Below are 20,032 nucleotides of genomic sequence, written 5' to 3'. Positions count from 1 at the left end.
GCGCAACCTTAAAAACGGTATGCATAAGTCGCCTGAATCGCGAAGGGGGCTGTTGGGGTAATAAACTCGGAGGTGCCGCCAGTTAAGCCAGTGACATAATTCTTTTGATTAGTGATATTCAAGAACCTGATAGAACCATCCCATTTAGGCTGGCGGTAATACACCGTCAGATTCAGGTTGTATTCATTCGGCACTTTGACGGTACGTGCAATATTGGTATACCAGCTACTGGTCCACCAGCCTGCAAGCTCAGCGCCCAAGCCAGAAGGCAGGCGATAATCCAGAAATGCATTCACAGAGTATTTGGGAATGGCAGGCGCAGTGATGGAGCCTGGCGCCGCCGCCCTGGTCAGCGAGTTGCCATCTGCAAACACGGTTGCATTGTCAGCCACAAACCCGACTGGCGAGAAGAAGCCTGAAGGGTACGAAATATTGCTATATTTGGCATTAATCGTTGATAGGTTTGCACCCGAGCTTAAGCGATCTGTCGCTTGGAAGCGTATAGCAGATTCCAGCCCTTTCACTTCCAGGTAAGTCATTTTGCCTGTGGTGTCCGGACTCAGGTCACGTGTCTGACGATAGCCAGCCAATGAGATGAACAGTCTGTTGGGGATAGGCTCAGACTTAATCCCAACTTCACGCAGCTCACTTAAGCTGTGGAAAGCCAATGGATTCAAGGTGTTGCCAGAAGGCGCCCATGTAAGCACATCGGCAAAACCACCGGTATTTAATGCATAGGAGTGATCATAGGTGTAATAAATGGTGGTGTTCTCCAGCGGCTTGAAATAAGCCGAAGCTTGCACGCTAGGCAGCCAGAAGTTTTGCTCATCACTGCGCTCCTGACCGGCAGCGACCACCAGCGGGTTCTTGATCTTGGCATTAATATGGGTAGTGTTTAAGCCCAAGTTAAATCCGACCCGTTGATTAATGGCGATATTTTGCTGTGTAAAAAAGGAGCTGCTGGTCCAACTGCCTTCACCGGTATACACCGCACCACCACTGGCAGGAGAGCCCCCTACTTCGGCATACAAACCATCACCAGCCGGATACATTCTTGGCAAGTTCAAATAGCCAAAATAGCTAGACAGTTGAGGCACACCTGCCGTACCAATCCATGAGCCAGAATCACCAGTCACCGGCAAGCCATATAAACCGGCAGGCGTTTTAAGCGATAGCGGCGCCGTTAAATCATAGGGAGCCACCGTGAAGCTGTTATTGGCAGCCAGTGTTTTAAAGCGCTCGTGACGAATCGCAAAGCCGGTATTGCTATTGTCCTGAATGTCCAAACCAAACAAGTTGAAATTGGTTTTTCCACGCAACTCAAAACGGTTATCAAAAATCTTGTCTTCAAATTGCGCCAGGAAACTCCCGATGGAATTGGTCGTGTCTTTTGAGTATTGAAAGAAACTACTATTGACAATAGACCAGTTCGGATTGAGGTCTACCGCTATCTTTAATTGTGAGGTACCACGTTTGGCGGTGTTTTCATCATTCGGGTTTGAGAAGTCATTTCTGGAGACTGAGGTGAGGCCATTACCAGCAAGCGTTGGATCATATACCCAGCCGCGTACGGTGCCTGCCTGTCCTGGCGTCGTGAACGGCGCGGCAACGGTTGCTCCGGCGATAAACTGGCCTTGCGCATTTCGTGTACGTTGCTGCCAGCCGATGACTTGTGAGTTATAACTGCCATTGGCGTAAACAGGTGAGTAATATTGCGTCACCCCACCAACAACCTTGCTGATAATAGGTGTGGCACGGCCAGCGTAATACTTGCCACTATCAATTAACTCTTGGGTCGCCCGGTTCCAGCCATGCGTGACGTTAAAATCATAGTAGTCATCGTAACTGGCGTTCCAGTCAATACGCACATTATCAGTTGGTTTGAAAGCCAGGGCACCGTAGACGGCATTAAAGTCATTGCTGACATTCTTGTAATAATCATTCGACCGTTGCGGCGTAATACTGACGCGGTAAGCCACCTTGTCATTGATCGGGCCGGTGGTGTCATAGGTAACCCGTCCCGAAAAATATGAATCACCACTCGGAATCAAGGTGCCGAGTTGCACGTTGATTTGGCTACGCTGCTTGTCAAAGTCCGGTTTCTTGCTGATGTAGTTGGCATAACCGCCACTACGTGAACTCGGCCCAAACACTTGTGAAGGCGGACCAGCCACAATATCGACGGACTCAAATGCATTCAGGTTGAACGGATGACGCACATTGTAAGTACGTTGGCCATCCTGGAATATTTCTGAGTTCTGGCCACGGATTAACGGCGCAATCGACACATTCTGGCCGCCGTTCCTGGTGATTCCTGGTGCATACTTCACCATATCATCCGCGGTTTTGATCGGATCTCGTTCCAGTTGCTCTGCTGAAATCTGAGAGACTGAGCGTGTAGTATCTAATACTGTTGTTTCAGTGCCGTAGACTGACGAGCTCGGTCTTGTGGGTAAAACGGTTTTTAGCCGCTTGCGCTTCACAACAACCGCGCCTAACTCGCTATCTGATTCTGCACTCGCCGTGTCCTCGTCAATGCCTTCGCTGTTTAACGCTACTGGCTGCTGACTGGCGGCTTCATTAATATTGGTTTCTGCTGTGTCCTGCACCTCGGCAAATGTACTGGTTGTGGCGATAAAATTAAAAATGGTTGCACCGGTAATTAACTGCTTGAATGCGATTGAACGCCTCTTCTTAACTGACATGCTCTTCCCTTATTACGTTTTATAAAACTGACGATTGCAATTTTTCCAATTGCCTTAATTTTGATAAGGGAGATGGCAATTCACGTGCCAGACATTTTTTAAAGCAAATTACAAATCAAAAAGAATGTCTCCAGGCGCGGCTAAAAACATGATTAATTTTTGTTCGCCTTCAACAGACTTTTATGGCGTCGTATAAAGGTATACACATACGATGTTGAAATCTTTTTTGCCAGGTACTTCTCAAGTTCCTCCTTTAATACCTTCGCATCTATCTCATTGTTTAATTGATATTTTTCTCTAAACTGTGCGACAAACTGAATTTCTTGCTCAGCACTCATCACCACATGGTGCCTCCCCCCTCGAGACGCATGTTTCAAGGGTTTCCCATGTAAAAACCTGGAGCGCAACTGCGATACCCAATTATTAGAAAAGCCCAATACCTTGGCTGTCTCATCGATATCCATTTGATGCGCTGTAGGCAAGATAAACGCTAAAGCCTGCTTAATTTGATCTACATTTTTTGACTCTTTTATAATTTGGTAAGCCGTTATTTTGAGTTTTTCGTATTCTTGGTCATCCACCATGTCACCTGCGCTTTATTCTTTAGTTTTGATTTGCAATTGAATTTCTTTTAAAAAAAGCAATGTTTATTCATGCGCATTTTTTTGTCTCAGTACAAACATACTGTTTGTAAATTAACAGTTAAAACATTCTGAAATTTCATTACTTTTGATGTGAATGAATAGCAAGTTGGCGCATGGATGCTTTATGGCCCATAAAGGCCCGATCCACCCCGGCAAAATCATTCATTTACAAGTGACTAATTCGCAATATATATGCCAGACAACCGCAACAGTCCTTGTTTTATCTAAAATCAAGGTGTGTTGCGGAAGCGGGAATGTTGCTATGCAATCACCACTTCACAGGTGACTGGTATGAAGCAGTGCTGCAAAATACATCGCAGCACGCATGGCAATAGAAGACTGAGTTCGCACAAATACTTAAAGCAAATGCCAAAAGCAAAAAGGCCCTAAACGTTGGTTCAGGGCCTTTTTAATCAATCTCTCAAGAACTGAGCGATATACGTCATCACACTATGTAGCTAATCACCAGACACAGACGGAATTTTATGAATACTTAAATCAGCACCATCAAACTCAGACTCAGCGTCAAGCCGAATACCGACCAGCTTTTTCAACAAGCCATACACGACGGTTCCGCCTATCACGGCAATCACTACACCGGTCAATGTGCCTATCAATTGGCTGACAAAGCTCACGCCGCCCATACCGCCCAGTGCGCTGCAGCCAAAAATACCCGCTGCAATGCCGCCCCAGGCGCCGCACAAGCCGTGCAATGGCCAGACACCTAATACGTCATCGATTTTGAGGCGGCTTTGGGTCACCGTGAATGCCCACACAAACAGGCTGCCTGCCACTGCACCAGTGACTAGTGCGCCTAGCGGGTGCATCACGTCTGAGCCCGCGCACACCGCAACCAGGCCGGCTAATGGGCCGTTGTGTACAAAACCCGGGTCATTTTTACCCAGCACCAGCGCCGCCAACGTGCCGCCTACCAGCGCCATGAGGGAATTAACCGCCACCAGGCCGGAGATATTTTGAATCGATTGTGCAGACATGACGTTAAAGCCAAACCAGCCGACCGTGAGTATCCAGGCGCCTAAAGCGAGGAAAGGAATATTCGAAGGCGGATAGGCATGCAGGCGGCCATCCTTGGTATAGCGGCCATTACGTGCACCCAGCAGGATGACAGCGGCCAATGCAATCCAGCCACCCATGGCATGCACCACCACAGAACCCGCGAAGTCATGAAAACCTGCGCCAAAGCTGGCTTTCAGCCAGTCTTGAAAACCGAAATGGTTATTCCAGGCAATGCCTTCAAAAAACGGGTAAACAAACCCGACAATCAGGAAGGTTGCGGCCATTTGCGGGTTAAATTTGGCACGCTCGGCAATGCCGCCGGACACGATGGCCGGAATCGCAGCCGCAAATGTGAGCAGGAAAAAGAATTTCACCAGGTCGTAGCCACTTTTCGCTGCGAGGACATCCGCGCCGCTAAAAAAGTTGATGCCATAGGCAATGCTGTAACCAATGAAAAAATAGGCAATGGTAGACACACAAAAATCCACCATGATTTTGACCAGGGCATTGACCTGATTTTTTTGACGCACGGTGCCGACTTCCAAAAAGGCAAACCCGGCATGCATTGCCAGCACCATGATGGCTCCCAGCAATACAAACAAGACGTCATTCGCTGACACTAATGCTTCCATTTCGCTCTCCAACTATCGTTTTATATACATGGGCGTTTGCCTTGCAGGCACGCCTTATTTTTTATGCGCATGGGGAAAGCAAATATCAGACCATTTATATGTGGTTGATTTTAAAGGAAGTGCATTTTAGGCTATCGCCAAAATGCACCAAAAACGAACACACTAAAGTGCATTGCACATTTTAAGTGCATTTTTACATAATTTCAGGTGGTTGCAGTTGTTTGAGCATTTCCACTGCATCAGGATGCGCTGCCCAAAAATAGTAAAACTCACGCACGGCGTTTAAAAACAGGTGGCGGGTATTTTTGAGGTTAAATAAAGGTAAGGTCGCATCGGCGGTGATGCGGAAAGCATTTTTCTCTGTCATCGGTGCTTCACGCAAACGCAGTAACATCAGTTTTGCCATGCGTGTGCGCAGCTCAATGTCCATCTCCTGCTTATGCTCCATGGACTTAAGCGCTTTGACATAACCGTTGAGCGCCCATAGCTCTGAGGTTTCAAACTTCTCAGACTGCAAGGCTGGCCAGACGGACTGCAAGTCGATGACGGCCGGTTGCCAACTGATGGGGTGCAACTCAAAACCAACCGTGTCTGCATACTGCATGACAGCTTTGACATCGCCACGCCAAAACGGGTAGAACTCGCGGATAATGGTGAGCAACTCAGGCCAGCGTGGTGCCGGTTTATCGGCCAGGCAATCGTCAACCGCCTGGCGGTAAGCGGTGCTGGTACACTCCAGGTCTGCCAGTAGGGGGCTTAACTCTGCCAGCAAGGCATCGCGCTGCGCCATAATGGCGTCATCCGCCCCCTTACCATGCAATAAATTATAATAAGCTTGAATAGCGTCTGCTTCGCGACTTGAACTCATAACAGGCTGCACTGATATTAGGAATATGAACTTGAAACATCATACACTGAAACATATGATCGCTTTACGGGAGAACAACAATGGCTGAATGGGCTTTATTAGCCATTTTAATTGCTGGCGCATGGTTTTGGATGGACTCTGTCGCCAAACGCGAAGCGGCCTTAAAGATAGGCCGTCAACTGGCAGAGCGTTGCCAGTTGCAGTTTTTAGATGAAACTGTCGCCTGCTCGCGCGTCGGCTTTGCTCGCGACGGCAATGGCCGCATGCAACTGCAGCGCACTTATACTTTTGACGTCTCCAGCCAGGGCGTGGAGCGCATGGCCTGTCATTTGCAACTACGCGGCGCGCAACTGGTGGCTTGGCATATTCCGCCCTACGCAGCACAATAACACTCCCTCAACATATGGTCGTCGGCCGCTTTGCTCCCTCACCCACCGGGCCCTTGCATTTTGGCTCACTGGTCGCTGCGGTCGCCAGTTATTGCGATGCAAAAAATCGTGGCGGACAATGGCTATTGCGCATTGAAGACGTGGATCAAACCCGATATGTTGCGGGCGCCAGCGAAGAGATTATTAATACCCTGCAACGCTACGGCTTTGTGTGGGATGGCGACATTGTTTACCAAAGCCAGCGCAGTACACACTACCAAACCGCCTTGGAGCAACTGCACCAGCGTGGCCTGGCCTACCCCTGCACCTGCTCACGCAAAGAGATTGCCGATTCCAGCACACTGCTCGGCATAGAAGGCGCCATTTACCCGGGCACCTGTTTGCAACATGCCACCAAACCTGGCGCCGCAACTGCCTGGCGCATCAAAACAGACACGCAAACCATTGCCTTTGCAGACCAGATTCAAGGCCAGCAGCAACACCAGATGGCCAGCGACATTGGTGACTTCGTCGTGAAACGCGCCGATGGGCTGTTCAGTTATCAATTAGCCGTAGTGGCAGATGACGCATTGCAAGGCGTGACACATGTGGTGCGCGGGGCTGACTTGCTCAACTCCACCACGCGGCAAATTTACCTGCAACAGTTACTGGGCTACCCAACGCCGGTTTACGCCCACATTCCGTTGGTACTCAATGCCGACGGCCAAAAACTAAGCAAACAGACATTGGCCACTGCATTACCAGACGATAATGTCGTCGCGACACTGGTCGCAGCCCTCACTTTTCTGCAACAACGATTACCGGATAATGCCCTGTCATTGCCACTGGCAAACTTGTGGCAATGGGCCATCGCCCACTGGCAACTGCCGAAAGTTACCAGCGATTAACAATTAGGGCGTCATCCAAATGGTAAAATAGCGGTATGAACCAAGATCGCAACCAAGACCAATTACACCCGTTTATTTTTGAGCAGTCTGCCGTGCGTGGCAACTGTGTCCAATTAGACCAAAGCCTGTCGACCGCGCTTGAGCACCAGACATTGCCACCGGCCTTGAAAAAAGCCATCGGCGAGTTTACCGCCGCCAGCGTGCTGCTGACCGCCACCCTCAAAATGCAAGGCAAGCTGATTTTGCAATTGCAAAGCCAGGGCGCATTGCAATTACTGGTGGTGGAATGCACGTCCGGGTTGAATATCCGCGCCACAGCCAAAGTCAGCGGCGAATTGCATGGCGACCACCTCACGGCCTGGCTCAAACAAGGACAATTAGTGATTACCTTAATGCCAGAAGAAGGCGAGCCCTATCAGGGCATTGTGCCGCTAGAAGGCGACAGCATTGCCAGCATGCTGGAAAACTACATGTTGCGCTCGCAACAAATTGATACGCGTTTGTGGCTAGCCTCAGATGGTGAACGCGCCTCAGGCTTGCTACTGCAAAAGTTGCCGCAACAACAAGAAAGTGACCTGGATTGCTGGAACCGCGTGCAACACCTGGCAGGCACCGTCACCGATCAGGAATTGTTAAACCTGGACACCGTCACGCTGCTGCAACGCCTGTTTGTAGAAGAAGATGTGCGCTTGTTCAGTGGCCGTGAAGTGCAGGCCTTTTGCAGTTGCTCACAAACCAGCGTCACCAATATGCTGCAAATGCTGGGCATGGCCGAAGTACGCAGCATCATTGAAGAACAAGGCAGCGTGCAGATTCAATGTGACTTCTGCAACAAGCACTATGTGGTCGACGAGCAGGAAGCGCTGGCCTTATTTGACGAAGACGATGACCACGAGGTCACGCACTAAAAACAGTTAATCCGCCAGCAAGCGTTGGCGCTGACACTCAAACAGCGCCACCGCCGTGGCCGCCGCGGCATTCAGTGACTCCAGCGCCAATGTCCCCTGATGCGCCATCGGGATGGTAATACAGGTGCTCACGGCAGATTGCAAGGCGGCTGAAATTCCCGCGCCTTCATTGCCCACAGCAAACAGCACCGGCTCACGCAAGGCTTGCTGATACAAGCTGTCACCCTGCATGGTCAGCGCCAGGGTTTTACCGGCAAACGCATCAACGACTTCTACCGCATCAACCCCTTCCACCACCGGCAACACAAACTGCGCGCCCTGCCCGCCACGCAACGCCTTGGGCGACCAGGCATCAGTACAGCCCTTGCTCAAATAAGCCACCTGCACCCCGGCCGCCGCCGCCGTGCGTAACATACTGCCCAAATTACCCGGGTCTTGGATATCCTCAATCAGCAAGGCAAAATCCACGCTCTCAGGTAAAGCTGGCTCAGGAATATCCACCAGTGCCATCACGCCACTGCTAGACGCCACCGGCGCCAGTTCGGCAAACATCAAGGTCGGCAGCAACATGGTATCCACATCAGACAACCGCTGAATCAACCCAGTCGCCTCTACCGTGCTATGCCCTTCCGGGATAATCAGCAAACGCGGCTCGCCATAGGTTTGGCAATACGCCTCGATTAAATGCACGCCCTCGAGCAACGTTGACGCTGTTTTTTTACGCTCGCGCGACTGATCGAGCAGTTTGCGTAGCTGTTTAAAAACGGGATTATCGCGAGAGGTGATGTGTTTGAAAGCCATGAGTGGGATTATACGTGAATTGGTTAGGTCGCTGATTTGGGATTGGCTGGAAAAAGGATTCTTTTGTATTTTGGATGATGAATTTAGGCTAGGTTCTTTTTCGCCCTTAGGCGAGTTACTTTTCTTTGCTTGCACAAAGAATAAGTAACCAAAAGAAATGCACCCCAGCTTCCGCTTGTATCCTGTGCTACTCGGCTTGCCGGGCATCCATCGAAACTCGCCCTGACAAGCCACACAGAACGTGGCTTGTTGCGGAACTCGGACAGTCGATGGCCGAAAACTCCCGTCAACCCTGCGTTGCTCGGCGCGGCAGATGGGGACCCCGAAACCCAGATGAACACCACCATTAGTGCTCTTAACAAACCAATCTGGTTTTTTAACCGTTCAAGCTTCTATGCTGTAAGTTTGGCGAGATAAGTCCCATCCCATCACGCTGAGTAGCGGAGACAAAATAAGAGTAGAGGGAGCGACTGTCCGAATCCCGCAGCAGCTCACGTTTTGTGTGAGCTGCCAGGTTGAGTTTCGTGACCGGCTTATTTTGTTGAGCAACGCAAGGGAGCCTTTAGGCCGTGATGGCTGGGTGCCCTCCTCTTTGGTTACTTTCTGAGGGGCAAGCATCAGAAAGTGACTCGCCGAAAGGGCGAAAAGGATTCTGACAACCCAATCCACACGCTCCCTAACATGCCAACCAATCCAAGAATCACTTTCTAGTACATCAAAAAACCAGTCACCCCAAAGCCCCCTCCCAATTCACGTATAATCCCATCATGGCAAAAACATTAGATCTAGAACGTATCCTGCATCGCCAGGGTTTTGGCACACGCAAGATGTGCCGCATTTTAATCATCAACGAAGAAGTCACCGTCAACGGTGAAATATGCGATGACCCGGACGCCAAATTTGCCCTGGACGACACACTTCACTTCACCGTGAGTGGCGAAGCCTGGCAATATCGCGAACATAGTTATCTACTAATGCACAAACCTGCGCATTATGAATGCACGCACAAAACCCAGTTCCACCCAACCATTTATACCTTGCTGCCCGAGCCGCTGGTGGAACGCGGCATTCAATGTATAGGCCGCCTGGACGAAGATACGACAGGTTTGATTTTACTGTCGGATGATGGACAGTTTATCCATAAAGTCAGCTCGCCCAAGCACCACGTGCCCAAGGTATATGAGGTGACTTGCAAACACGCCTTGAGTGCGGCTGACCTTGAGCATTTGCTGACCGGCGTTAAACTGATTGACGAAGAGGAAACCATTGCGGCACTGGCGGTGACCAGCGTGTCGGCAACGGTGATCCACATGACGCTGGCGGAAGGAAAATACCACCAGGTCAAACGCATGATTGCTGCAATTGGCAACCGTGTTGATGCGTTGAAACGCATTCAAATTGGCCAACTAACCCTGCCTGACTCATTGGCGGCAGGCGAATGGCGCTGGCTGACGGCTGAAGATTTAATTGCTGTCCAGTCTTAATGTGCGCCTTGTAATCACATCACTCACAAGGAAATTCTATGACGTGGCTAACCCTGGTAATTGCTGGCTTGTTTGAAACGGCCTGGGCCATAGGCTTGAAATATACGGATGGATTCACCCGCTTCTGGCCATCATTCTGGACCATTCTGGCCATGGTGATCAGCGTCTGGTTATTGGGTCTGTGCGTCAAGTCTTTGCCCGTAGGCACAGCTTATGCCGTGTGGGTGGGCATAGGCGCCGTTGGTACGGTAATTGGCGGAATCTGGCTGTTTAATGAACCGGTTTCTGCACTACGCATCATCAGTTTGTGCTTGATTATGGCAGGAATTATCGGACTTAAACTCGCCACCTCGCAGACTTAATCACGCGGCCTTCAAGCAAAGACCGTCAAAACAGACGGGGGAAACAAGTGTATTTTTTTGTATCCGCACGCAAAAAAGCGGTATGATCATGACACCATCGTTTGACTGGAGCGAGTATTTTGCAACCTCCCGCCATCCCGGCCAATGAAATAGAGCGCCTGCATGTATTACATGCACTGGCTATTCTCGACACCCAGGCAGAAGAACGTTTTGACCGCCTGACCAGGATTGCAACGCGCATGTTCGATGTGCCGATTGCGCTGGTCAGCCTAGTGGATACCAACCGCCAGTGGTTCAAGTCGTGCATGGGTTTGCCTGTACTGGAAACGCCCAGAGACATTTCCTTTTGCGGTCATGCCATTTTGGGCAATGACACTTTTGTCATCAATGATGCCTCAAAAGACCCGCGTTTTCTGGACAATCCCCTGGTGACGGCTGCACCGCATATCCGCTTTTATGCAGGCAGGCCGATACGCACGATGCGTGGCTTTAAAATTGGCACCTTATGCCTGATAGACTCCAAGCCACGCGTCTTTGACGCCGAGGATCTCGCGGACCTGAACGATCTGGCCGTGATGGTGGAAAATGAGCTGGCTGCGATTGAAATGGCAACCATGGATGAACTGACCGATTTAAGTAATCGGCGTGGATTCATCATGCTCACTGAGAAATACCTGAACTACTTCACCCGCCACCACGTGTTTGCCACGCTGGTCTTTCTGGACTTGAACGGATTTAAACCGATTAATGACACTTATGGTCATGACGAAGGCGACCGGGCCTTGCAGGCTTTTGGCAAGGGATTGAAACTGGTGGGCCGCAGCTCAGATATTTTTGCCCGGCTGGGTGGAGACGAGTTTGTCATATTGCTAGCGAATGCCCGCCAGCACGAAGCACACATTTATGTAGACCGCTTAACGACGTACCTGGATACGGTCAGACAGCAGCAACGTCAACCATACCAACTCTCGTTTGCGCAAGGCATCGTCGAGTTCGACCCACAACTGCCAAAATCCGTTGAGCAACTGCTGGTGGAAGGCGATGCACTGATGTATCAACGCAAAAAATCTACCGCGTTGTTACACCAGCCTCACCCCGCCATTAAATGACTTGAATGGACGGGGACCAGCTTAACTACCCAGCAATTTTTGCGCTTTGGCCGTGGCGTTATTGGCCGAACGTTTTTTAGCGCTGACCGCATGGTGATTTTTTCCGGACCCGGCCTGTTGTGCCACACAGGCACCACCGGCACTGCCCAGACCAGCGCCGATCACGGCCAGTAATCGGCCGCCACCCAAGCCGCGGCCGAGAATCGCGCCGCCGGCACCGCCGACCGCCCCACCCAGCATGGTATGAGGCTGCGTCTTGCCACCATTGGCAACCACGCTACCAACGGCGCCACCGACTGCCCCGCCCAATATCTCACCGGCTGGGCCCAGCATGACTGCACCAATCGCTGAACCAGCCAGGCCACCGACGCCACTGGCACCGACGGCCTGATTGTTGCAACTTTGCGCCTGCGCAACATGACTCAGGCATAACAGGCTGACAGATAATCTCCAGATTCTCATACAGATCCTCCAGGCTAAATGCCCATGCGTGATGATTGGGAGTTAATCATGATCATGATGACCACGGCCATGATGGTGGCCATGTTTTTTACCTTTTTTACCACGGTAACTTCTCTGGTATGGATCAGGTTCGTCAATCACTTTACCAACCACTGCGCCGCCAGCACCACCTACTCCTGCGCCAACCACCGCACCAGTCGTGGTTCCGCTCACCTTACGACCAACAATCGCACCGGTTGCGCCGCCAGCGGCACCACCCAAAATAGCGCCTGTACGACCTGAACGGCCAGTCGTCGCCGCACCTCCCAGGCCACCACCTACAGCGCCACCAATCACTTCACCCGTGCTGCCACCGAGTACGCTACCTACCGCAGTGCCTGCAGCGGCGCCTACGCCACCGCCCAACCCGGTTTCCAGATTATCCGCCATGGCGGTTGTCGATAACAATGCCAATACACCCCATACCTTGCACATATTTAAAAATTTCATATCTTCCCTTGTCTGAATAACTACTTGCTTGAATGTTGCCTTGATTAATTTTATCGTTTGAATTTATGTTATTTTAAACTGTCCTCTCAGACAGCATTGCTTTTAATATCTTGTTTTTTAATATTCCCAACCGACTCACTGACATGATGCCAGCTACCCGTTTATCACTGCTGCTTTGCCCTTTGCTTGCGCTGACCTTAACCGCCTGCTCAGCCCCTTTACCACCACAAGCAGCACAGGCCGTTGTAAAACGTTTTGACCCGACCCAATATGTGGGCACCTGGTATGAAATCGCCAGATTGGACAACACATTTGAAAAGGGGCTGGAACAGGTGACTGCCAACTACAGCATTGAGCCGGATGGCACACTCAAAGTGGTTAACCGTGGATTTAGTCCAGAGAAAAACGACTGGAGCGAAGCCATAGGCAAAGCCAAGTTTGTCGATCCGGCCAATGCAGATGGCAGCCGTACTGGCCGCCTCAAGGTATCGTTCTTCGGGCCGTTTTATGGCGATTACAACATTCTCGAAGTAGACCAGCCTTATTACAACTATGCCCTGGTAAGCAGTGGTCGTGACTACTTATGGATACTGTCACGCACACCGCAACTCACCTACCCCATCAAACAGCACCTGATGGCCAAAGCCAAAGAGCTGGGATTTGCCACTGACCAGTTATTGTTCATCCGCCAGTCCAACCAGGTTGAGTACGAATCCGGTCGACATGTGATGCCCCAGCATCACTAACTCCTGCCGCGTCAATCCACTGGAGATCAACGCGCGGGAGGGCTGCCCCTCCCGCTCTGTTCATTGCGCGTCTATCTGTTTGCTTTCTGGCTGCTCACTTTCAGGCCCGGCCGCGGGCGCATCCATCACAGGATCCAACCCTGCTGGCACAGGCGCTGGCACGACTTCACCCGTGCTATAGCGCAATGCGCCTAATACCGCATACACGCCATCGGCCTGCTTGGCCAGTTTGGTGACCGTTTCCACATCCTGCTTGGAGGCCACTTCACCGCTCAACTGCACTACACCTTGCGCATCGGCATCGACCTGAATATTGGACACATCCACACCATTGGTTTGCAAGGTGTTTTTCACATTATCAACCACGGTGTCGCTAGGCAGAAAATTGTACATAGGCTCAGCTTTGGCTAGCACACCCGCAGCCAGTGCATTGGCACTACCGCCCATTAATAATGCAATCATCGTACTCATTGCCAGATATCGGTTCATCTTATTCATGATGTTTCCTTTCTGTTGCATAAGGTGGCGAGTTGTTCAAGTTGTACAGAGGATGAATCAGTCAACACATGAAAGAACAACCCGCCGCAAGAAAAAAGCAAGCTACGCACTTGGGAGAGGATATGTAGCTTGCGAGGGGGTGTTTATTAGCCTTTTACCACGATAGCGTTTTTCACAGATTTCACGCCTTCAACGCTGGCCACCAGTTGCTCGGCCTTGGTTTTAAGGGCTGAGTCAGCAACAAAACCGCTAATCAGCACTTCACCTTTGTGCGTTTCGACACTGATTTTGAGCGACTTCAAAGATTCTTCTTCCAGCAAGCGCGCTTTCACTTTAGTGGTAATCCAGCTATCTGACATCGCGCCTTTAATCGCTTTTTGACCAGTCTGTGTTTTGAGCTCTGCATATTCTTCGTAGCTCAAACTACCATCCTTATCATGGTCATAGGCTTTAAAATCTGGTTGCTTAACCCCTTTGTCCTGCTGCACTTCAGACCAGGTAAGTGAGTTATTGGCATTCTTGTCCAGGGTATTAAACTCTTCCAGGTAAGGTTTTTCACCATTCTGGACTTCCTGTAGATCGAATGCGAAAGCATTGAGTGTGATGGTTGTCGCCAACAGGCCGCCAAAGATTGTTGCTTGTGTGTATTTTGACATTAACATGAGCGTCTCCTTTTTCACGCGTTACACAAAACAGTTCTGCTGTCTTGTGTTGCCATATTAATCAGCCACGTGTGTCAGGTCAGTCGTCCAACGACTGAATGTCATGTCAGAATAGGCCTACATTGAGGCTGGGCTGCACTTAGGCAGCTGCAGGATCACTCTTGAGATAAGGCAAAAGCACACGCGTGCTGGCGCCTTGTTGCGGGGCGCTGGAGATTTCATAATGCCCGCCAATCGACTCCACACGGTTACACATGCCGCTGATACCATGCGTGCTATTGGTGAGTTTTTCCGGGTCAAAGCCGATGCCGTTATCGACAATCTCCAATTTGATATGCTGCTCGTCATGCATTAAATGCACAGAGACTTCAGTTGCCTTGGCATATTTGCTGCAGTTATTCAAACTCTCCTGCACCAACCGATAGACAATCAGGCTCACCGTCTCGTTAATCGCCATTTCCTGCTCAGGCATGATGATATCCATTTGCCACTGGTTACGTACCCTCGCCTCGTCAATCAGGTTCTGCAACGAAGCAATCAGGCCAAAACTCTTGATCATGGCCGGATGCAGGTTTTGTACGATTTCACGTTTAAAGTTAATACTACGATCGAGATACTGATTGGTTTTCTTCAGTTTTTCAGTCACTTGCGGTAACTGATCCTTCAAATGCTTGATGGCCCACGAAATATCCATCTTGATCGCCGTCAGCAAAGAGCCCAGTTCGTCATGCAACTCGCGGGATAATTGATAGCGCTCATGCTCAATATTGGTTTGTGCCTGCAACGCCTGGCCCTGCACCGTCGTGGTCAGGCGCTGGATATTGCGTTCATACTCGGCGTTCTCATCGGTGAGGCGTACATATAAATTGGCCTTTTCCGCCAGCTCGCGTAACAAGCGGCGAATCACCAGCACCACCAATGAGACAAAAATCAGCGGGCAAGCCATGACAAACCAGCGCATCAGTTTGCGCGTGGTATCCCGCGTATCGGCCACTTCGTCACGGTAATCCAGCACCAGCTTTTCAAACTGGCGGGACAAGACTTCAATATTCCGGCTTTCCTTGACCCCTGAATCCAGCTTGACGACCGCCAATGCTTTATCAAACTGGCGTTTTTTGGCGAAATCAATGGTCACATTCATTTCGGCGGATTTTTTGACAATACTGTTCACCAGCTCGCTCATGGTGTTTTGTATCACCGGATGCTTGACCAGGTTGGTATGGTTGAGCAACTTATTAATATTGCGTAAATGCTGGCCCATTTGCTTGGTGGCATCATCATACGGCTGGAAATAATGTTCCGAGCGTGTCAGCAGGTAACCGCGCTGCGCACTTTCAGCGATGGCCAGGTCAGACTGGGTTTTCGAAGTTTCGAACAGCAACTGGTCTAGCATGGCTAACACATCGGTTTTTTCACGCGTGGTGACGATAAAACGGTCATTCACCACCAGCATGGCCGCTGCCAGCATCAGGCTCACCGTGAGCAAAGCCACCGTGTTACCGCCAAAGGTATCACTGATTTTCTCCAGTCGATCAAGCAGGGCGATAAGGGTGGTTCTGACTTTTTGCATGGCGGTTGAGTGAAAAGATTGAAAAATCAGGCAATCCGGCGTAACGTTTTTTGCATGCATTGTTCACAATGCATCAGTCGCATCATAGCGGTGTTGCGAGTTAACAGCAACGTAAAGATGTGTTGACGCACCAATTTATGTACTGTCAGAGAATTCTGACTTTGATATCGGTGGCTGGCCGATAGGGAGATGACAGGCCTGTTGGGTAAGATAGCCACATGTTGAAAACACTTTTCGTTTAATCAACTGTCCAATCAGTCATCACGGTTTATTTGTGATTCTGAAGACGACACTGTAAATAGGTATTTAAACCACGATTTAAAAAAGGAGTTTCAAAATGTTTAATTTTTCAAAAGACAATGTTGAGAACACGACCGATCGTTTGGCCAAACACTCTGACCAGGCCATTGAGCAAATCGCTGCGCAGGTAAAATCAACTGCCAATGAGTTGCTGGATGCCGTCAATGACACCGCAGACAATACACAGGACAAGGCAAAGGAACTGATTCATACCTTGAAAAGCAATATTGACCGCTTAACCAATGAAGAAAATGCCGCGGCACTGGCCTCTAACTTGAGTTCAAAAGCGAGCCGTGTCAAAGAGCAGGTGCAGCGCGAAGTCAGCGACACTTATCACTCCATCAAAGACAAGACCGCAGATACCGTGCAGGAGCATCCATTGGGCACCGTGCTGGTAGCCGCTGGTGTCGGTTTGCTGATAGGATACCTGTTGGGCACCAAACGTCGTGAATAAGCAAGGAAAGCTATGTGGGTAAACCTCTTGAAATTTGCCGCTGTTTTGTTTTTAAATCGCAAAGTGAGCGCATTGAAAGGTAGTTTTTTCAATCTGCGTCATCACGTGGCCGATTACACGGAAGATCGTGCGCAACAATTAAAACAGGACTTTCTCGAGGAAACTGAACGCTTAGCCACCAGCATGGTAGGCATGCTGGTGGTGTTTAGCATGTTCATTTTCACCGGTTTACTTGGCTTGATGTGGCTGTTTTCCCTCTTGTGGGAGCATCCACACCGCTCCTTGATTCTTGGCCTGGCCATGCTGGTGCCAACCATTATCGGTACGATTGCTTTTATTTCCGTACGTGCCATCTGGCACAAAAAACCGCTGTTTGCAGACTCCCTGGCCATGATTAGCCAGGACTGGCGGTTGTTTAGAAAAGAAATGGCACCCGCAGAACAAACAGACGCGGCTGCCGCGCCAGACAATGATGGCGCAAAACCTGCAAATTAAACCCTTAACCCTGACTAATAAGTTTAAGAGAACCGCATGAAAAGAATTCTTTTGGTAGATGATCACAGCATTGTACGTGATGGTTTACGTAACCTGATCGAGCTGGAAACGGATCTGCAAGTGACGGGGGAAGCCTCATCCGGGGCAGAAGCGATCCAGTTGGTACGCAAAAACGAATATGATGCCATGGTGCTCGATATTTCCATGCCGGACAAAAACGGGGTGGATACCCTGCATGAATTGAAACATGTGGCCCCCAACCTACCCGTGCTGGTACTGAGTGGTTATGCAGAGGATCAATATGCCTTGAATTTAATGCGTAATGGTTGCAAGGGCTATTTAACCAAAAATGCAGACTCGGATGAGATTATCCTGGCGATTCGCACCGTCTCTGCCGGCAAGCGCTACATTTCCGCTGAACTGGCCGAGCTGATGACCAACGAACTCAGCCACCCCTCAGAGAAGCAATTGCACGAGACCTTGTCTGACCGTGAGTTCCAGGTCTTCGTTAAACTGGCCACCGGCCAAACGCCAACCGCGATTGCAGATGAATTATTTATCAGTATTAAAACGGTAAGCACTTACCGTAGCCGCATCCTGGAAAAAATGGCCATGAAATCGAATGCTGACTTGACCTACTATGCCATCAAATACGGTTTGCTTAATTAAGCCGATACGATTGAACGCATGAATATAACCGCCAAGCAGCCTGTGTTAACCCTTTATTGGACATCAGTCACTGGTTAAACCGTCATGTATAGATTATTGTTAGTTGAAGATTCCGCACTGATTCGTGATGTCATCGTCGAGATGTTGCATGACTGTGACCAACTGGATGTCAGGGATATCGCCACCACCAGTGACGAAGCCATTGATTTGCTCAATGCAAGGCAATACGACATGATCGTGCTAGACATTGAGTTAGCCAAAGGCACGGGCTTTGATGTGGTGCGCCACACCCGCCAGCAGGGCTATCCGTTTAAAGCCCCTGACATCGTTATGCTGACCAACCACGGCAATAGCTATTACCGCAACCTGGCGCATAACATGGGCGTTGAGTACTTTTTTGACAAGTCCCTGCAATTTGATGAGTGCATGGATGTGATCCAGCAACATGCAAATGCGTTGAACTAACCCTCATCTCCTCTCGCAAACCGACATGACCATCGCTACCTGGGAATTACTGAGCTACATCGTCACCGTCGTCGGTTTGCCACTCGCCATTCTCACCTTTGTGCTGGAACAGCGTAAAGAACGTGAAAATGAAGATGAAGAAGTCTACCAATTGCTGGCAGATAACTATACTGACTTCCTTAAACTGGTCATGGCCTATCCTGACCTGCAATTACGCTCACAAAGAGACCCCATGCCCATGACGGCAGACCAGGAAGAGCGCAAACTGGTGCTATTTGAAATCCTGATTTCACTGTTTGAACGCGCCTATTTGCTCACTTATGACCCCGACATGCGCGGCAAGCGCCTGCGGCGCTGGATGTCCTGGGAGGACTATATGCGCGAGTGGTGCCTGCGTGAAGATTTCCGCCAGCATTTACCGCGGTTACTGGTTGGTGAAGATGCAGATTTCGTCGCGCACATTACGCGTATTGCACAAGAGGCCAGCCCTCACCGTACGTAAAGCCGCGTGGGATTGCAACTGCCTTATTTCTTCAACGATGTGAGTTTAAACCCGGCTTGTTTAAACGCTTGCAACAAGCCATTCTGCCCGGCCAGATGCGCTGCGCCAACGGCAATAAATACCGGGCGCTGCCTGGCCTGGTCGATACTGCGTGCGGCCATCACCACATTGCGCTCATCCAGCAACTTCACCCGCATACGCTGCCACAATGCCGCAGGCAAGATGCCGCGTGTCATGGCGTCATCCATATTGGCCACCTGGTCGGCATCTCCAGCCAAGTAAGCCTTCATCAACCGTTCAAAATCACTCTCCTTTTGCTTCTGGCTACGTTTGAGCACCGCACGTAACATCAACAATTGCTCGTCCAGCGTCATGCCATCCATGACGCCAAAATGCTCTTGTGCACTTTCCAGGCCCAACACCTGTTTATCCAGTTCTTCCGCCTTGGCTTTGAGTAAAAAGTCCTGCGCGAACGGTGTTTGTGGCTTGGGCAGGTCAAACATCACCGCCAGCAACCACGGCTTCATGTTGAGGACCCGCTCCATCGGGATCACATGCATTTCGGCCAGACTGGCGACTTTATCCAGCTCAGCTTCTGACAAGTATTGTTTCAGGCTACCCTGTGGCAATTGCAACAAAGATGCTGGTGGTGCATCTGCTACTTCGAGCATAAACGCATCCACCTGTTTAAGCGCCTGCAACACCGCAGGGGAGAAATCCGTGACACGATTGTCGTCTGTGTGCATGGTCCCAAACAGGTAACTCACCTGCCCGGCTGGGGACTCGAGCTGCCAGAACAAGCTTTTTTCGGCAGCACAGGCCTGCTGGCCCAGCCATAAAAACACCGTGGCACTCAGCCATAGCCCGCGCGTCAGGCACTTCATCGCTTTATTCATCCACATCAGCCACCACTC

At 50.3% G+C, this 20,032-nt stretch carries 23 protein-coding genes; 12 read left to right on the top strand and 11 right to left on the bottom strand.

Annotation, left to right across the window (positions count from 1 at the left end; genetic code table 11):
* Positions 1–8 precede the first annotated feature (8 nt).
* The 4 genes from INP79_RS09290 to INP79_RS09275 form a co-directional block, all read right to left on the bottom strand.
* Positions 9–2,705 carry a TonB-dependent siderophore receptor gene (locus INP79_RS09290; protein ID WP_194754017.1) on the bottom strand — a complete coding sequence of 899 codons (2,697 nt, stop codon included), beginning with the start codon at positions 2,703–2,705 and terminating at the stop codon, positions 9–11.
* Between the two features lie 152 nt (positions 2,706–2,857).
* Positions 2,858–3,289, bottom strand: a complete 432-nt coding sequence (locus INP79_RS09285; protein WP_194754016.1) for a hypothetical protein — start codon at positions 3,287–3,289, stop codon at positions 2,858–2,860.
* 518 nt (positions 3,290–3,807) lie between these two features.
* A complete protein-coding gene (locus tag INP79_RS09280; RefSeq protein ID WP_194754015.1) occupies positions 3,808–4,998 on the bottom strand; it encodes an ammonium transporter in 1,191 nt (396 codons plus the stop codon).
* Between the two features lie 193 nt (positions 4,999–5,191).
* A complete protein-coding gene (locus INP79_RS09275) occupies positions 5,192–5,866 on the bottom strand; it encodes a hypothetical protein (RefSeq protein WP_194754014.1) in 675 nt (224 codons plus the stop codon).
* A gap of 80 nt (positions 5,867–5,946) precedes the next feature.
* On the opposite strand from INP79_RS09275, the gene INP79_RS09270 reads away from it, so the two are divergent.
* The 3 genes from INP79_RS09270 to INP79_RS09260 are packed head-to-tail and all read left to right on the top strand — an operon-like array spanning position 5,947 to position 8,050.
* Positions 5,947–6,255 (top strand): DUF3301 domain-containing protein, encoded by a 309-nt coding sequence (locus INP79_RS09270; RefSeq protein WP_194754013.1) that lies wholly within the window; start codon positions 5,947–5,949, stop codon positions 6,253–6,255.
* 14 nt (positions 6,256–6,269) lie between these two features.
* Positions 6,270–7,142, top strand: a complete 873-nt coding sequence (gluQRS, locus tag INP79_RS09265; protein WP_194754012.1) for a tRNA glutamyl-Q(34) synthetase GluQRS — start codon at positions 6,270–6,272, stop codon at positions 7,140–7,142.
* A 35-nt stretch (positions 7,143–7,177) separates the two neighbouring features.
* Positions 7,178–8,050, top strand: a complete 873-nt coding sequence (locus tag INP79_RS09260; RefSeq protein ID WP_194754011.1) for an Hsp33 family molecular chaperone HslO — start codon at positions 7,178–7,180, stop codon at positions 8,048–8,050.
* A gap of 6 nt (positions 8,051–8,056) precedes the next feature.
* On the opposite strand, the gene INP79_RS09255 is transcribed toward INP79_RS09260, so the two are convergent.
* On the bottom strand, positions 8,057–8,851 hold the full coding sequence (locus INP79_RS09255) for an RNA methyltransferase (protein WP_194754010.1): 795 nt from the start codon (positions 8,849–8,851) through the stop codon (positions 8,057–8,059).
* Between the two features lie 767 nt (positions 8,852–9,618).
* Here INP79_RS09255 and INP79_RS09250 point away from each other — a divergent pair.
* The 3 genes from INP79_RS09250 to INP79_RS09240 all read left to right on the top strand — a co-directional run bounded on the left by INP79_RS09250 (position 9,619) and on the right by INP79_RS09240 (position 11,806).
* Entirely contained in the window at positions 9,619–10,335 is a 717-nt protein-coding gene (locus tag INP79_RS09250) for a pseudouridine synthase (RefSeq protein ID WP_194754009.1), read from the top strand.
* 38 nt (positions 10,336–10,373) lie between these two features.
* On the top strand, positions 10,374–10,697 hold the full coding sequence (gene sugE, locus INP79_RS09245; RefSeq protein WP_194754008.1) for a quaternary ammonium compound efflux SMR transporter SugE: 324 nt from the start codon (positions 10,374–10,376) through the stop codon (positions 10,695–10,697).
* Positions 10,698–10,816: 119 nt separating this feature from the next.
* Positions 10,817–11,806, top strand: coding sequence for a diguanylate cyclase (locus INP79_RS09240; RefSeq protein ID WP_194754007.1), 990 nt, complete (start codon positions 10,817–10,819; stop codon positions 11,804–11,806).
* A gap of 21 nt (positions 11,807–11,827) precedes the next feature.
* Here INP79_RS09240 and INP79_RS09235 read toward each other — a convergent pair whose 3' ends face one another.
* Both INP79_RS09235 and INP79_RS09230 read right to left on the bottom strand, forming a co-directional pair.
* Positions 11,828–12,268: a bacteriocin gene (locus tag INP79_RS09235; protein ID WP_228519844.1), complete on the bottom strand. Its 441-nt coding sequence runs from the start codon at positions 12,266–12,268 to the stop codon at positions 11,828–11,830.
* 42 nt (positions 12,269–12,310) lie between these two features.
* Positions 12,311–12,757 (bottom strand): glycine zipper domain-containing protein, encoded by a 447-nt coding sequence (locus tag INP79_RS09230; RefSeq protein ID WP_194742645.1) that lies wholly within the window; start codon positions 12,755–12,757, stop codon positions 12,311–12,313.
* Between the two features lie 146 nt (positions 12,758–12,903).
* Between INP79_RS09230 and INP79_RS09225 the strand changes: the two genes are divergently transcribed.
* Entirely contained in the window at positions 12,904–13,503 is a 600-nt protein-coding gene (locus INP79_RS09225) for a lipocalin family protein (protein ID WP_194754536.1), read from the top strand.
* A 60-nt stretch (positions 13,504–13,563) separates the two neighbouring features.
* Here the strand turns inward: INP79_RS09225 and INP79_RS09220 are convergent, their stop codons facing one another.
* The 3 genes from INP79_RS09220 to INP79_RS09210 all read right to left on the bottom strand — a co-directional run bounded on the left by INP79_RS09220 (position 13,564) and on the right by INP79_RS09210 (position 16,293).
* Positions 13,564–14,001 carry a BON domain-containing protein gene (locus INP79_RS09220; RefSeq protein WP_047517073.1) on the bottom strand — a complete coding sequence of 146 codons (438 nt, stop codon included), beginning with the start codon at positions 13,999–14,001 and terminating at the stop codon, positions 13,564–13,566.
* A 146-nt stretch (positions 14,002–14,147) separates the two neighbouring features.
* Positions 14,148–14,663: a BON domain-containing protein gene (locus tag INP79_RS09215; protein WP_194754006.1), complete on the bottom strand. Its 516-nt coding sequence runs from the start codon at positions 14,661–14,663 to the stop codon at positions 14,148–14,150.
* Between the two features lie 139 nt (positions 14,664–14,802).
* A complete protein-coding gene (locus INP79_RS09210; RefSeq protein WP_228519842.1) occupies positions 14,803–16,293 on the bottom strand; it encodes a CHASE3 domain-containing protein in 1,491 nt (496 codons plus the stop codon).
* Positions 16,294–16,570: 277 nt separating this feature from the next.
* Between INP79_RS09210 and INP79_RS09205 the strand changes: the two genes are divergently transcribed.
* The 5 genes from INP79_RS09205 (at position 16,571) to INP79_RS09185 (ending at position 19,118) form a co-directional block, all read left to right on the top strand.
* The gene (locus INP79_RS09205) at positions 16,571–16,987 is read left to right on the top strand and encodes a YqjD family protein (RefSeq protein WP_194742649.1); all 417 of its coding nucleotides are present in this window, start codon (positions 16,571–16,573) and stop codon (positions 16,985–16,987) included.
* A 12-nt stretch (positions 16,988–16,999) separates the two neighbouring features.
* Complete coding sequence (locus INP79_RS09200) at positions 17,000–17,482, top strand: hypothetical protein (protein ID WP_194754005.1); 483 nt, start codon at positions 17,000–17,002, stop codon at positions 17,480–17,482.
* 36 nt (positions 17,483–17,518) lie between these two features.
* Complete coding sequence (locus INP79_RS09195; protein ID WP_194742651.1) at positions 17,519–18,151, top strand: response regulator transcription factor; 633 nt, start codon at positions 17,519–17,521, stop codon at positions 18,149–18,151.
* A gap of 84 nt (positions 18,152–18,235) precedes the next feature.
* Positions 18,236–18,616 carry a response regulator gene (locus INP79_RS09190; RefSeq protein WP_194742652.1) on the top strand — a complete coding sequence of 127 codons (381 nt, stop codon included), beginning with the start codon at positions 18,236–18,238 and terminating at the stop codon, positions 18,614–18,616.
* A 25-nt stretch (positions 18,617–18,641) separates the two neighbouring features.
* Complete coding sequence (locus INP79_RS09185) at positions 18,642–19,118, top strand: hypothetical protein (protein WP_194754004.1); 477 nt, start codon at positions 18,642–18,644, stop codon at positions 19,116–19,118.
* A gap of 23 nt (positions 19,119–19,141) precedes the next feature.
* Here the strand turns inward: INP79_RS09185 and INP79_RS09180 are convergent, their stop codons facing one another.
* Positions 19,142–20,020, bottom strand: coding sequence for a TraB/GumN family protein (locus INP79_RS09180; RefSeq protein ID WP_194754003.1), 879 nt, complete (start codon positions 20,018–20,020; stop codon positions 19,142–19,144).
* Between the last annotated feature and the right edge of the window lie 12 nt (positions 20,021–20,032).

The sequence above is a fragment of the Methylophilus sp. QUAN genome, assembly GCF_015354445.1.
In the GTDB taxonomy this organism is placed as follows: Bacteria; Pseudomonadota; Gammaproteobacteria; order Burkholderiales; family Methylophilaceae; genus Methylophilus.
This window is presented reverse-complemented; position numbering and strand designations above follow the sequence as displayed.